We start from the raw sequence: 14611 nt of genomic DNA on the forward strand, positions 1-14611 counted from the left end.
AACCCTTTCATTTTTTAGGTGAAAGTTATGGCATTGAAAACCCTGATATAACCCAATTTCTTGGGACATCGACATTAGACTATGAATATTTCAGGGTTTAATAGGTTTGGTTATATCCGGGATTTTTTTAATAAGGGCTTACGCTTTAAAAAAGAGGAAGCATAAAATTGGATCCAGCATTTTTATGCTCTTCTTTGGCGGCATATTTGGTGTCACCCTGTTAACCCTTAGCTTTATAAATTTTGTTGCGGAAGAAGGACACCATGCCATCATGGTGCAATCAAACAGCCAAAATCCAATCGTACAAATGAATGATTTGGCAGATCGAAAAGATGTCAAAGAATACCGCAGCTCCGTATCCAAAAGCATCGATGAAATCACTAGCTCGCTCGCAAATATTGGTGATTATTCAAGACAGGCATCAAATAATCCCAAGCTTACTCATGATGAAGAATGGAAAAAGAATGTAACCGAGGAATGGCAGGACGCTGAATCACAGGCTAGAAAACTCAAAAAGTTTGATGCTCCGAAAGAACTTAAAAGCGTCCAAAAAGTGTATAATCAGGTGGGCGACGAAGTCATTTTAGCTAAGAAAACCTATCTTGACGGCTTAAATCAAAGAAATATGGACCTAATAACGGAATCCGGCCAACATATTCAAACCGTTTTTGACCTATTAGATCAAGCTAAGAAGTGGATGCCCGTGCTCTTGGGCAATGGGCATTATGTATAAAGAAAACTTGGCAAGAGGACCCTTTAATAAATAAAGGGTCCTCTTTTTAAGTGTCATTATGACTAATCAATATATTCATAACCGGGAATCGTTAGAAAATCGGCAAATTCATCATCTTTGGTCAGTCTTGAGAACAAATCGCGCGCTTCTTCATATCGGCCTGAAGCAAACTGATCCGCACCGACCTCTTGCTTAATCTTCTGCATCTCCTCACCCAAAAACTGTTCAAATAATGCCATGGTGATGTCCCTTCCATCATCTAATACACCCCGAGGATGTCTGATCCATTGCCACACTTGCGCACGGGAAATTTCGGCGGTTGCCGCATCCTCCATCAAATGATTAATCGGGGCTGCGCCATTTCCGCGAAACCATGACGCGATATATTGAATACCGACATTAATATTTGTTCGCATCCCCTCTTCTGTTATTGTTCCCTCAGGGACCCTTATAAGATCTTGTGCCGTTGCTTTAACATCCTCACGTTGGCGGTCAATTTGGTTAGGTGCCGGCATATATTTGTCGAACTCTTCCTTTGCCACAGGAACAAGCGCGGGATGCGCCACCCATGAACCGTCATGACCGTCTGTTGCATCACGCTCTTTATCTGCATGAACCTTATCTAACGCCTCATCATTCTTTTTCTGATCATTCTTCACCGGAATTTGGGCTGCCATTCCACCGATAGCCGGTGCATGACGTTTGTGGCATGTCTTGATGCACAATAGCGAATAGGAGCGCATAAAAGGCACCGTCATTGTGACTTGTTGTCTATCAGGCAATATGACATCAGGACGATTGCGGAAACGCTTCAAATAACTGAAAATGTAATCCCAACGCCCGCAATTTAGACCGGCGGAATGCTGACGAAGCTCATATAATATTTCATCCATTTCAAATGCCGCAAGAATCGTTTCAATCAAGACCGTCGCCTTGATCGTCCCATTAGGTATCCCCAGTTCTTTTTGAGAAAAGACAAAGACATCATTCCAAAGCCTTGCTTCAAGATGGCTTTCCATTTTCGGCAAATAAAAATAAGGACCGGTCCCCTTTTTTATCAGCTGTTTTGCATTATGGAAGAAATAAAGCCCGAAATCGAACAAACTTGCGGAAACAGGCTTGCCGTCAATAAGCACATGTTTTTCAGTAAGGTGCCAGCCGCGCGGGCGAACAACTAGTGTCGCTGTCTCATTGTTAAGCTTGTATTTCTTTCCGTTTTCCTTATTCTCAAACGATATCGTTCCATTAACGGCATCACGCAAGTTAAGTTGCCCCTGAATGTTATTGTGCCAAGTTGGTGCATTAGCATCTTCAAAATCTGCCATGAACAACTTTGCCCCTGAATTTAAAGCATTAATGACCATCTTCCTGTCAACCGGTCCGGTAATCTCAACACGGCGGTCTTGGAGATCCTTAGGGAGCGGATCAATCGTCCAAGAACTGTTTCTTATTTTTTCTGTCTCCGGTAGAAAATCCGGCATTTTGCCATTATCAATCTCTGCTTGTCTTTCTTGTCGTTTTTGCAGAAGCGCTTCACGGGTATCAGAAAATTCCCGATTGAGCTTTTGCACAAATTTTAGCGCATCAGGAGTAAGGATTTCAGCGAATTCTGGTGTTATGTCACCGTTTACTTTTACACCCTCAGGTAATGTGGTCATTTGGTTTGTCATTATGAATCTTCCTTTCTGATTAAATTAGTTGTTTGCTATTAAGAAACGCAGTTCCCTTTTATGCGCAAAAAAATATCCATTTCTAAAAATAGGCTTATGTTCTTTATTTTTATTTAATCACCAAAAGCCACATTAGTCAATTGACTATTCTGATTACTTCATTGAATATAAGAAAATGTAAAGAAAACTCGCCGATTGGCGAAGACAGAGGCGTAGTTGCGACGCACAGGACGTGCTAGTACTGGCGTTGTAACAGGATGTTACGTCTTTAGCCAGTGCACTTATGTGCGTCAGAAAGGCTACTGCTTGCTACACTTCTTTGCTGCCTTGCGACAAAACGAAGTGGAGGAGCACTTATACTTTCTGATTAACAGAAAAAAGGTCATTCCCCAAAGCGCCTTTCGCTTCGGGAATAACCCTTTAAAATCCTTTTTCTATTTTTTGTATCCTAATCTGGCCGATATTTTGCTTCCGCTTTCAATGATTTTTTGCTTTAAACAAGCGATGCGATCCTCACTCATACGGATGCTCGGCCCTGAAACACTAATGGCTGCCATCACTTTACCGAGGTAATCAAAAACGGGAACAGCAATGCAAATAATACCATACTCATTTTCTTCCAAGTCAAGAGAATATCCTTTTGTTTTAATATCATCAAGTTCTTGCAGAAACCGTCCCTTATTTGTGATTGTATAATCTGTATGCTTTGGCAATCCATTTTGCTTAATGATCTCCGCTACTTCTGCGGGAGTCTGATGTGACAGGATCGCTTTCCCGACGGCTGAGCAATGCATTGGTGCTCTTCTGCCCACTTTTGAATGGGTTCTAAGCGTTTGATTTCCTTCTAGTTTCTCAATGTATACCACTTCGCCTTGATCGTAGACGACTAGATGGACGACTTCATCTGTCTCGCTTTCAAGTTCTTTCAAAAATGGCATGGCTTCCGATCTAATATCTATGGATTCGAGAAGACTTGAACTAATTTCTAAAAAACTGTAACCGATTTTATATTTTCCGGATGATTCATCCTGTTCAATAAAGCCGTGCTGTGCCAGCGTTACCAAGATTCGATAGACTGAACTTTTATTAATATCGATTTGGTTGGCGATTTCTGTGACACCGCATCCTTCCTTATTAGAACTAACAATTTTGATGATATCCAGTGCACGGTCAACAGATTTGACTCTATTCTCCCTTTCCACTAAAGGCTCACCTCGCACCATATCTTTGAACAACCCTCTTTCATCATATCATAGCAGTTGATTCCGGGATACAAAGATATGTTACAGCCATGCATGACCTTCTTAGCGGGTTAATTATTTACAGGAATCAGCTTCCTGGCCGCCCCAGTTTTCTGAGCCGCTAAAGAGACCGCATTTGCGACGGCAGGGACTACCCTTTTATCAAGTGGGTTTGGTATGACATATTCAGGGGTTAATTCTTGAGGCTCCAAGAGGTCGGCAATCGCATAGACTGCTGCCATTTTCATTTCCTCATTTATCTCCGTAGACAGTACATCGAGCGCACCGCGGAATATACCTGGAAAGGCGAGAACGTTGTTAACCTGATTTGGCAGGTCAGACCGCCCTGTTCCAACAATCTTTGCTCCCGCTGCTTTGGCTTCATCAGGCATGATCTCCGGTACCGGATTTGCCATCGCAAAGATGATCGCATCACGATTCATCGTTTGCACCATATTTCTAGTCAATAAACCAGCTTTGGAGACGCCGATGAAGGCATCTGCCCCCGAAATAGCATCATCCAATATTCCGGTCACTTTACCTTTATTTGTTAACTTTGATATTGTCTCTTTTATCGGATTCATACCGGAAGGTCTGCCCTCATAAATAATGCCTTTTGAGTCACATAAAATAATATTCTCGGCACCCATGTTTAATAAGAGCTTTATTACTGCAATTCCTGCCGCTCCAGCCCCGTTAACAACAACTTTGATTTCCTTAAGAGACTTATCGGCAACTTTCAGCGCATTGATCAATCCGGCGGCGACGACTATCGCTGTTCCATGCTGATCATCATGAAAGACAGGAATATCCATTTCCTTTTTAAGCTGTTCCTCAATATAAAAACACTGAGGTGCCCCAATATCCTCAAGATTAATGCCGCCAAATGTCGGTGCCAATGATTTTACCGTTTTTATAAAATCATCAGGGTCTTTGGTGTCCAGGCAGATAGGATATGCATCTATGTCAGCGAACGCTTTAAACAATGCCGCCTTTCCTTCCATTACTGGCATCGATGCTTTTGCGCCAATATCACCAAGTCCGAGCACCGAGGTTCCATTTGATACGACCCCAATTGCATTGCCTTTCATTGTGTAATCATAGATTTTCTCGGGATCGGCAAAAATCTGCTTGCAAGGTTCAGCGACTCCAGGGGAATACAAAAGACTGAGATCGAGAGCATTATCAATCGGTGCTTTTAGATCAATCCCTACCTTTCCTTTAAGTTTCAGATGAAGCTTAAGTGATTCTTCTTGTAAATTCAGCATTTTACACCTTCCTTTATAAAATTGAAAGGACCCTTTTCGCGTTTTAACAGCAGGAATATAATTTAATTGTTTTTAGCGTTAAAGTATTGTAGTATTAAAATACACGAATAGACTTCCATTTTGTTTCCTATTGGGAAACAGCGTTTCAATTATTCTTAAAAAATTTTAAAAATAGCATAACATGATATCGTTCCGCAAGCAACACACTTTTTGAAAATTAAATTTATTTTACAAAGGAAAAGAAGCACACCTGCAAATGGCCAGGTATGCTTCTTCATCTTGATTAATATTTAACGAGAGTATATTTCTTTTTCCCGCGCCTGATAATGACGAATTGGTCTTCAATCCGATCGTCCGCACCGACAATATGATCAAGCTGTGTTTGCCGCTCGCCATTAATATAAATTGCTCCGTTCTTGATATCCTCACGGGCTTGGCGCTTGGATGACGAGACACCAGCTTTCACAAGCAGGTCAATCAGTCCGATCTCCTCTCTAGCATCCATATCAAATGATGGCACATCTTTAAATCCTTGTTTGATTTCTTCAGCCGTTAAGTCAGCTAAATTACCGCTGAAAAGTGCTTCTGAAATTCTGATTGCTTGCTCCAGGGCTTTTTCACCATGGACAAGCTTGATGACCTCTTCGGCTAATGTCTTGTGGGCCACACGTTTTTCCGGTGCTGTCTCAACTTCCTTTTCCAGTGCTTCAATGTCTTCTTTAGATAAGAAAGTAAAATATTTTAAGAAACGGATGACATCGCGGTCATCGGTATTAATCCAAAATTGATAGAGCTCATAAGGCGACGTTTTGTCGGAATCGAGCCAAATAGCGCCGCCGGCTGACTTACCAAACTTGGTGCCGTCACTTTTGGTGATCAGCGGGAAGGTTAAACCAAAAGCCTGTTCTTCATGACCCTCACGGCGCACCAGCTCGAGGCCCGCTGTGATATTCCCCCATTGATCACTGCCGCCGATTTGCAAGCGACAATTTTCTTTCTCATACAGATTCAAGTAGTCAAAGGACTGCAGCATCATGTAAGAGAATTCGGTGTAAGAAATGCCCCCCTCAAGCCGAGCAGACACAGATTCTTTGGAAAGCATGTAGTTCAGCGGAAAATGCTTGCCGACATCCCTTAGAAATTCAATTAATGACAGTCCGCCAAGCCATTCATAGTTGTTCGCCAATGTCGCCTGATTTTCGAAGTCAAGGAAGCGTGAGAGCTGATCTTTAATTTTTTGGACGTAGCCCTCCACTACTTCATGTGTATTGAGGGACCTTTCAGTTGAACGCCCGCTTGGGTCCCCGATAAGGCCGGTTCCCCCGCCAACTAGAGCGATCGGCAAGTGGCCCTCCTTCTGAAATCTCATCATTGTCGTAATGATAAGCAAATGACCGACATGCAGGCTGTCACCGGTCGGGTCAAAGCCGCAATAAAATTTGATTGGTTTTTTTAAGGCTTCCCTTAAGCCTTCTTCATCTGTTACCTGATTCAATAATCCTCTATATTCCAGGTCCTGCAAAATATCCATTGTCATCTGCTCCTCTTGTATTTTTTATAACTAAAAAAAGCCCTCCTTATAAAAAAGGAGCGCTGATTCAGCACGGTACCATCCTTAGATTGAAAGCGTGTTTGGACACGCTTGTTCCGCTTAATTTGATATAACGGCTCGAACACCGTTCCCCGCTACTTAGGTTCCCGGGGAAAGCTCAAGGATGTAATTCGCCGAGGCATCTATCTTTGCACTGGTTTGCACCATCCACCAGCTCTCTATTTGCAGGGAGATAACGGCTACTAATTCCTGTCACAGCAGTTTTATATAAGAATAAGTTTATTAAAATATTTGTATCATAAATAAAATAAATTTGTCAATACTTATCGGGTAATCTGAATACTTTCAGAATTCATGCAGAGTTAATGATATAATAAAGGAGATATTATCTTAGTTTAAAGTGGTAAAGGAGGTTATTATTATGGATCAAGGACAAACATCCGATAGGGATCGGGAGCCAAAAAAGTGGTCCATTATCGGGCCTGGTTTGATCGTTGCTGCCACGGGTGTCGGTGCAGGGGATCTCGTGGCTGCTCTTGTAGCAGGATCGAAATTCGGCCTTGTTTTTCTTTGGGCAATCATCATCGGTGCTATCATTAAATTTACACTGAATGAAGGGGTTGGCCGCTGGCACTTAACAAGCGGACAAACCATTCTTGAAGGCTGGCGTTCAATGGGCCCTTGGGCAACCGGCTATTTTGGCGTTTATTCCTTAATATGGGGCTTTGTATATGGCGCAGCCGGCATGTCGTCCTGTGCTTTAGCTATGAAAGCAATGTTTCCAGCCGTTCCATTTTGGTTATGGGCTGTCATTCATGGTATAGCTGGATTTATCCTCGTTTGGTCAGGAAAGTACAAAACATTTGAACGTATCATGACCGTCCTTGTAGGTTTGATGTTCATAACTGTAATCGGCGCGGCCATACTGGTCCTGCCAAAGCTTGGCGGGATGATGGATACCGCGGTGCCAAGCTTGCCGAAAGGCTCAATTTTGTATGCACTCGGGCTTATTGGCGGTGTGGGCGGATCGATCACCATGGCTTCCTATGGCTATTGGCTGCAGGAAAATCGTTGGAAGGGCCGCTCCTTTATTCCCGGAATGCGGTTTGACTCGGCCACAGCTTATATCATTACCGCCATCTTCACAATTGCCTTATTAATAATGGGCGCGGCCCTGCTCTATGGTACTGGAACACCAATTAACGGTGAAGCAGGTTTAATAAAATTTGCTTCGATTTTAGGTAACGAATTAGATCCGGCTGTTCGCTGGTTATTCCTTATCGGTTTCTGGTCGGCATCATTCACCTCCGTTCTTGGTGTCTGGAACGGTGTGTCCTATTTGTTCGCGGATTTTATCCGGACAATTAGCCGTTCACCTGTTCAAAGCGGGGATCTAAATAAAACAAAATCTTACCGTTTCTATGTATTCTGGTTAACCTTCCCCCCGATGCTTTTGCTCTTTATCGGAAAACCGGTCGGGTTGATTATCGCCTACGGTGCGCTTGGCGCCTTATTCATGCCATTTTTGGCCATCACACTTATTTGGCTCTTAAACTCCAAAAAAAGGGTTCCGGCGCAAGACCGCAACAAATGGCTGTCAAACATTGTTTTGACATTAAGTGTTATCCTATTCCTCGTCTTAACTATTAATAAATTAATCAGTATATTTTAAAGAAAATGGCACCTGGCACAAAAGTGCCAGGCGCCATTTTTTTTTACTTCACCTTCACTTCACCATCAAAAACATCAACGGTGATCTGTTTGACTTCTTCTTTTTCCAGAAGGAGGTCAGAAATGCCATCTTCAACAACTTCTTCAAGAACACGGCGGAGCGGACGGGCACCGAATGTAGGATTGTAGCCTCGTTCAGCCAATTTTCTCTTCGCTTCATCGGTCACTGTCAATTCAATGCCTTGTTCCTTCGTTGCAGCTTCGATGTCATCAAGCATCAAATCAACAATTGCAACAAGATTGTTCTTTGTAAGTGACTGGAATTGAACGATGTCGTCAAAACGATTTAAGAATTCCGGACGGAAGTATTGTCCCAAAGAATCGGTCATATTTGGTTCTGCATTCTCCCCTTCGTTACCAAATCCGACGGTAATTTTCTTATCCCCAGCACCAGCGTTGCTTGTCATGATTATGACAGTATCCTTGAAGCTGACGGTACGTCCTTGACTGTCGGTCAAACGGCCGTCTTCAAGAATTTGCAGGAACATATGCATCACATCAGGGTGCGCTTTTTCAATTTCATCCAGCAAAATAATGCTATAAGGCTTCCTGCGCACGCGTTCAGTCAGCTGTCCTGCTTCTTCGTGTCCAACATACCCAGGGGGTGAGCCGATTAATTTCGAGACAGAGTGTTTTTCCATGTATTCACTCATATCAAGGCGGATCATAGCTTCGCGGTCACCGAACATTTCATCTGAAAGTGTTCTTGCTAATTCTGTTTTGCCGACACCGGTTGGTCCGATGAAAAGGAATGAACCTATTGGGCGTGCGCTGCGGCGCAGGCCTGTACGGTTGCGGCGGATCGATTTCGCCACCTTTTCTACAGCTTCTGTTTGTCCAATCACTTTCTCGTTGAGGCGTTCAGCCAAGTGCTTCATTTTATTCTGCTCGTCACTTTGCAGCTTGCGAACGGGGATACCTGTTTTTCCTTCGACAATTTCCTGGATTGTTTCAACCTCAATCACTGCTGTTTTTTTGCCTTTTGCAGAATCTTTGCTGTCTCTTTCAAATTGGTCAAGCTTACTTATCAGCTCTGCTTCTTCATCACGAAGCTTCGCTGCCCGCTCATAATCCTCGTCCTTCGTTGCTTTTTCCTTTTCTGAAGCGATTTGATTAAGCCGCTCTTTCAAAGAGTCATCGTCACCGTTCGTATTTAAAAGGTTGATTTTTGAACCAGCTTCATCCATCAAATCAATTGCTTTATCTGGCAAGAAGCGATCTTGGATGTAGCGATCGGACAATGTCACACATGCTTTAAGAGCTTCGTCGGTAAACTGAACCTCATGGTAATCTTCATATTTGCTGCGCAAGCCACTTAGAATTTCCATCGCTTCACTATTAGTCGGTTCGTGAACCATGACCGGCTGGAAACGGCGTTCGAGCGCCGCATCCTTCTCAATTTGGCGATATTCTTTTAACGTCGTGGCACCGATGATCTGCAATTCACCGCGTGCCAAAGCCGGTTTTAATATGTTGCCTGCATCCATCGAGCCTTCGGCAGACCCGGCACCAACCAGTAAATGAACCTCATCGATAAAGACGATTGTATTCTTGCGTTCTTGAAGCTCGGCAATGAGTTGCCTCATCCGTTCCTCAAACTGACCTCTGATGCCCGTGTTAGCAACAAGGGATGATACATCGAGCAAATAGACATCTTTATTCATTAATTTTGAAGGAACATCACCTTCAATCATTTTTAAAGCCAAACCTTCGGCAATCGCTGTTTTACCAACGCCGGGTTCACCAATTAGAACCGGATTGTTTTTGTTTCGTCGGTTTAACGTTTCAATAACACGTTCAATCTCTTTCCTGCGTCCTATCACCGGATCAATGAGACCCATTCTAGCCGCATCGGTAAGATTTCTGCCGAATTGATCAAGCATGCCGCCTTTTTGAGTGTTTGGGTGGGACTGGCCTTGTTCAAGTCCTTGGTCGCCCATGCCGCTAGCCTGCGGCATAAAACCTTTAAAGAAATCGTCAAATGAAGAACCGCCGCCGCTGAAGAAAGACGGTGTTTTAAGTTCATTTTTCACTTCTTTATAACATGCCTCACACAAGTGAAGCTGCTTTTTAGTTCCGTTAATTTGTATATTCATTTCAATCACAGCGGGATTAACATTACAGTTGTTACAATGCATGGCAATGCCTCCTCGTATCATTCATTTCTCTCATTTGAAATGTCATGTTAACATCTATGGTATTTGAAAGGTCAAGAATAATGATCAAACAATGAGTTAATCAAAGTTTGACTTTGACTTTCTTTGACCTTAATGACATTATACTCTGACCTTCTTTGACTTTCAACCCCTTTGCCTAATTATTTATCAGCGGCTAAAGTTAAACCAAGACCTTCAGCAACTTTCGTCCCGTATTCTGGATCAGCTTTATAAAAATGTTCAATTTGTCTTAGCTGGATCTCTTCCTTTTGGCGAGCCTTTGGTGAAGACAAAGCGTAGTTGGGACGCACAGGACGTGCTAGTACTGGCGTTGTAACAGGATGTTACGTCTTTAGCCAGTGCACTTATGTGCGTCAGAAAGGCTACTGCTTGAATCCGCTTCTTTGCTGCCTTGCGACAAAACGAAGTGGAGGAGCATAACTATGCTTTCTGGTTAACCAAAAAAGCGGACGCCATTTCCGAGAATTGCTCCCGCAAATGGCGTCCTGCCGCTGATTTTATTTATTTTCCCTTGGGCTCTTCGGGCTCGTCCATTTCGATCCAATCACTCGCCCAGGCCTGGACGGCATCCATCACATGCTTTAGATCCCGGCCTTTTTCTGTCAATTCATACTCGATTCTCACCGGTGTTTCAGGATAGACATGACGTATTACAATACCGTCTGCCTCCAATTCTTTAAGACGCCCTGTTAAGACCCTGTCACTTAAATGCGGGATATTTTTAGCAATATCCTTAAATCGTTGCGGGCCGGAAAGCATTACCCTGATGATTAACCCCGTCCATCTTTTCCCCAAAATTTCAAAAGCCGATTCAAAACGCGGGCACATGTCAATACGATGCGTCATGGTTCGTCATCTCCATTATTATTATAAATTTATTTTACCATAGTTACTTGACAAAAGTAAGTGACCTATTTTATTATACTTACATAAAGTTAGTTACATTAAAAAAATAGAAAACTAGGAAGAAGTAAGTATGCTAACGAATCTTGCACTTTTACTCATACGTCTTGTTGTCGGTCTTATTATGGCTGGACACGGTTCACAAAAACTTTTTGGCTGGTTTGGAGGTCACGGTTTAAAAGGCACTGCCGGCTTTTTTGAATCGATTAAAATAAAGCCTGGTTACCTTATGGCGTTACTCGCCGGTCTTGGTGAATTCGCCGGCGGGCTGCTATTTGCTGCGGGAGTTTTCACCTGGATTGGAGCATTGCTCATTATTGTAACGATGTTTGTTGCTCTCATAACCGTCCACAGGAAAGCATTTTGGGTAACATCTGGCGGATTTGAGTACAATTTGATTTTAATTGTTGTTGCTTTAGCGGTTGCGCTAACCGGTCCTGGAAGTTACGTTTTATTCCATTTATAAATCTTCATAACAGCCTTCGGTAATTTTCTTATTAATTGCCGAAGGCTTTTTTATGCTGCAGGTTTATTCATTTAAAACTAGGCGAAAATAGCTATATAGCTATTTTCGCCCCAGGAGGAAAAAATGGAACAAATTCTTTTTATATCAGTTAAGACATTAACAGGATTCATTGTTTTGCTTCTGTTAACCCGCTTGTTAGGTAAAAAGCAATTGAGTCAAATGAACTTTTTCACATACATAACTGGTATTGCGATGGGTAACATTGCTGCTGAAATGGTTTCCAACAAGAATGTTCGGGTGATCGATGGCATCACAGCCCTGGTCTTATGGACAGTTCTTACGATAGTCATCGAAATTATTAGTTTAAAATCCTCTAAAGCCCGTATCATCTTAGACGGTGAACCGGCGATTGTTATTAAGAAAGGAATTATTCAAAAGAAGGCTATGAAACGCTCTAGGCTGAACATGGACGATTTAAGCATGATGCTCCGGACTAAGGATGTTTTTTCAGTAAAGGATGTGGAGTATGCCATCCTAGAACCTAATGGGGAGATGACCGTGTTAAAAGTGCCTGAGAACGAGACGGTCACAAAAAAGGATATGAATGTACTTACAGTTCCACGCCGCCATTTGCCAGCTGAACTGATCGTTGACGGCAAAGTGGTTAGCAAAAATATGGAGGAATTTAACATCAACCAGACCTGGTTAGAAAACCAGTTAAAAAGTGCAGGCGTACTCAATGTTAAACATGTCTTTTTCGCAGAAATCCAAAGTGACGGCTCCCTGTTTGTTGGAAAAACTGAGGAGCAATAAACGATGGGTGTCTTTTTAAAATTATTCCATAGGCGGCATTTGGTGTTTGGTTTTATGATATACTCTCTACTTGAGAGAAAAAATTCACTCAAGGGAGACAATACGATGAAAATGATGACTGCAAAACCTATTACGCCTGATCATGACCCTTGGGAAGCGTACATGGATGTTGAACAATATGGACATATGGAACTGACAAATATTGAACTGACAACAACCGCATTATGCAACATGCGCTGCGAGCATTGTGCAGTAGGATATACCCTTCAGAAAAAGGACCCTGATCCCCTGCCCTTGGACCTTCTTATCAGCCGCTTAGATGATGTCCCAAATTTGCGTTCTCTAAGTATTACTGGCGGCGAACCGATGCTTTCAATGAAGTCAGTGAAGGATTATGTCGTCCCGTTATTAAAATACGCCCATGATCGAGGCGTTCGCACTCAAATAAATTCAAATTTAACGATGAACCTTGAGCGTTATGAACTTATTATCCCTTTCCTTGATGTCCTCCATATTTCGCATAATTATGGCAGCGTTGATGATTTCACGGAAATGGGCTTTGCTGTGATGGAGAAAAAGCCTTCTTTAAAACAACGTGAGATGTTCTTTTATCGGATGGTTGAAAACGCTAAACAACTAACACGAAGGGGTGTTCTTGTTTCAGCGGAAACAATGCTCAATCGACGGACTCTTCCGAAACTAGACAAAATCCATGAGCAAGTTGTTGAAATGGGGTGTCAGCGCCATGAAATTCACCCAATGTACCCAAGCGACTTTGCGAGCGCTTTGGAAGTTTCTTCACTAGAAGATATCCGGGAAGGCATTCACCGCTTGTTAGATTGCCGTAACCAGAATGTTTGGATGCTGTTTGGCACACTGCCGTTTTATCCATGCAGTACTAACCAAGAAGATTTGGAGCTTCTAAAACGGCTTTACAATGGAAAAAATGTCACAGTAAGAAATGACCCTGACGGCCGTTCACGCCTTAACATCAATATCTTCGATGGGGAAATCATTGTGACCGATTTCGGTGATACACCACCGCTGGGAAATATCCGGTCCACCTCATTACCGGACGCCTACAAATTGTGGATATCTTCAGAGACAGCCGGGTCGCTTAACTGTCATTGCCCTGCTGTGAAATGTCTCGGCCCAAATCTACTTGTTAAAAATACATATTACGAAAACATAGATTTTACAAAACTAAAAGCAAACATCAGCAATTAAATGAAACAAAAGATAAGATCGTCCTAAATAAAACGGGAAGAATGTCACAGTAAAAAAAAGGAAAACAATTCAAGAAGGACTTGCATGGATATGATATAAAGGAGATTTGAGCAATAAAAAATTTGATGTTGAGGTTTCCAAAAATAAACAGACCGCTAAAAGCCTTGAACCATTAGCTATAACTCGTGCCGATAAGAATGGCATGGCCGATAGTATTAACTACGATTGGGCCGATCAAGAATAAGAGGCGCCGTTTTGGGTGTCTTTTATTCCCCTCGGCATCTGCTTAAATAAAAGTATGATCAATGACCTCTCTTGCCTCTTCCAAACTTTTAACGGCAAAAATTCGATCAGTCAGGCTATTTAATCTTGAAAGGTCATCTGTTTGTTTGACTTTTTCCTGAAGAGAAGTTGAAGCCTTACCAAACTGAACGTCAAGGAATTTGCAGAACAACATTTTCCCTTCCTCTATTCGGCCTTGGTCTCGACCCTTTCGACGATAAGATGATATTAGTTCCAATACCCTCACCTCCTCAGAATTTAGGACTTGTAATTCCTTTTCCAAATGTTGTTCCTCATCGGTATTTAAATTTAAGTAGGTTTCAAAAAAGGCGGTTAACATTTCAGTTCTTACTGGGTCTAATTCGAGACGAATCAGGATTCGTAAAAATTCTATTTTCACTTGCACCTTCTCTTCTTTATTATACCCCATTTTACTAAGAAGTGCCGCAGCGACTCCCTACTTTTGCAGCACATCTAACAAACTAAAATCCCGGAGGCATTCATACCATTGATGTTTCCGGGATTTTTTAATTTTATTTTTTGTCATA

At 42.4% G+C, this 14611-nt stretch carries 13 protein-coding genes, 1 pseudogene and 1 other annotated feature; of the genes and pseudogenes, 6 read left to right on the forward strand and 8 right to left on the reverse strand.

The annotated features are described in order from the left end of the window. The first annotated feature begins 106 nt into the window (after positions 1 to 106). A complete protein-coding gene (locus tag EV207_RS21865; RefSeq protein WP_132748445.1) occupies positions 107 to 733 on the forward strand; it encodes a hypothetical protein in 627 nt (208 codons plus the stop codon). A 62-nt stretch (positions 734 to 795) separates the two neighbouring features. Here the strand turns inward: EV207_RS21865 and aceB are convergent, their stop codons facing one another. From aceB to tyrS, 4 genes are all read right to left on the reverse strand, one after another. Continuing rightward, on the reverse strand, positions 796 to 2391 hold the full coding sequence (gene aceB / locus EV207_RS21870; RefSeq protein WP_132748465.1) for a malate synthase A: 1596 nt from the start codon (positions 2389 to 2391) through the stop codon (positions 796 to 798). 446 nt (positions 2392 to 2837) lie between these two features. Further along, positions 2838 to 3605, reverse strand: coding sequence for an IclR family transcriptional regulator (locus tag EV207_RS21875; protein WP_132748447.1), 768 nt, complete (start codon positions 3603 to 3605; stop codon positions 2838 to 2840). A gap of 110 nt (positions 3606 to 3715) precedes the next feature. Next, the gene (locus tag EV207_RS21880; protein ID WP_132748449.1) at positions 3716 to 4912 is read right to left on the reverse strand and encodes an NAD(P)-dependent malic enzyme; all 1197 of its coding nucleotides are present in this window, start codon (positions 4910 to 4912) and stop codon (positions 3716 to 3718) included. Positions 4913 to 5195: 283 nt separating this feature from the next. Continuing rightward, positions 5196 to 6443 carry a tyrosine--tRNA ligase gene (gene tyrS, locus EV207_RS21885; RefSeq protein WP_132748451.1) on the reverse strand — a complete coding sequence of 416 codons (1248 nt, stop codon included), beginning with the start codon at positions 6441 to 6443 and terminating at the stop codon, positions 5196 to 5198. Between the two features lie 52 nt (positions 6444 to 6495). Beyond that, positions 6496 to 6729: a binding site (T-box leader), on the reverse strand. A gap of 156 nt (positions 6730 to 6885) precedes the next feature. Here tyrS and EV207_RS21890 point away from each other — a divergent pair. After that, complete coding sequence (locus EV207_RS21890) at positions 6886 to 8136, forward strand: Nramp family divalent metal transporter (RefSeq protein WP_132748453.1); 1251 nt, start codon at positions 6886 to 6888, stop codon at positions 8134 to 8136. A gap of 43 nt (positions 8137 to 8179) precedes the next feature. Here EV207_RS21890 and EV207_RS21895 read toward each other — a convergent pair whose 3' ends face one another. From EV207_RS21895 to EV207_RS21905, 3 genes and pseudogenes are all read right to left on the reverse strand, one after another. Continuing rightward, positions 8180 to 10333, reverse strand: a complete 2154-nt coding sequence (locus EV207_RS21895) for an ATP-dependent Clp protease ATP-binding subunit (protein ID WP_132748455.1) — start codon at positions 10331 to 10333, stop codon at positions 8180 to 8182. Between the two features lie 179 nt (positions 10334 to 10512). After that, positions 10513 to 10626: pseudogene (locus tag EV207_RS21900) on the reverse strand (catalase-related domain-containing protein); the annotation flags it as partial. A gap of 247 nt (positions 10627 to 10873) precedes the next feature. Further along, positions 10874 to 11218 (reverse strand): winged helix-turn-helix transcriptional regulator, encoded by a 345-nt coding sequence (locus EV207_RS21905; RefSeq protein ID WP_132748457.1) that lies wholly within the window; start codon positions 11216 to 11218, stop codon positions 10874 to 10876. Between the two features lie 130 nt (positions 11219 to 11348). On the opposite strand from EV207_RS21905, the gene EV207_RS21910 reads away from it, so the two are divergent. From EV207_RS21910 to EV207_RS23245, 4 genes are all read left to right on the forward strand, one after another. After that, positions 11349 to 11741 carry a DoxX family protein gene (locus EV207_RS21910; RefSeq protein WP_132748458.1) on the forward strand — a complete coding sequence of 131 codons (393 nt, stop codon included), beginning with the start codon at positions 11349 to 11351 and terminating at the stop codon, positions 11739 to 11741. A gap of 123 nt (positions 11742 to 11864) precedes the next feature. After that, positions 11865 to 12554, forward strand: coding sequence for a DUF421 domain-containing protein (locus EV207_RS21915; protein WP_132748460.1), 690 nt, complete (start codon positions 11865 to 11867; stop codon positions 12552 to 12554). Between the two features lie 105 nt (positions 12555 to 12659). Beyond that, a complete protein-coding gene (yfkAB, locus tag EV207_RS21920; RefSeq protein ID WP_132748461.1) occupies positions 12660 to 13781 on the forward strand; it encodes a radical SAM/CxCxxxxC motif protein YfkAB in 1122 nt (373 codons plus the stop codon). Between the two features lie 106 nt (positions 13782 to 13887). Continuing rightward, a complete protein-coding gene (locus tag EV207_RS23245; protein WP_165887040.1) occupies positions 13888 to 14025 on the forward strand; it encodes a hypothetical protein in 138 nt (45 codons plus the stop codon). Positions 14026 to 14067: 42 nt separating this feature from the next. Here the strand turns inward: EV207_RS23245 and EV207_RS21925 are convergent, their stop codons facing one another. Beyond that, complete coding sequence (locus EV207_RS21925; protein WP_132748463.1) at positions 14068 to 14463, reverse strand: hypothetical protein; 396 nt, start codon at positions 14461 to 14463, stop codon at positions 14068 to 14070. Positions 14464 to 14611: the final 148 nt, after the last annotated feature.

The organism is Scopulibacillus darangshiensis (assembly GCF_004341035.1).
In the GTDB taxonomy this organism is placed as follows: Bacteria; Bacillota; Bacilli; order Bacillales; family Sporolactobacillaceae; genus Scopulibacillus; species Scopulibacillus darangshiensis.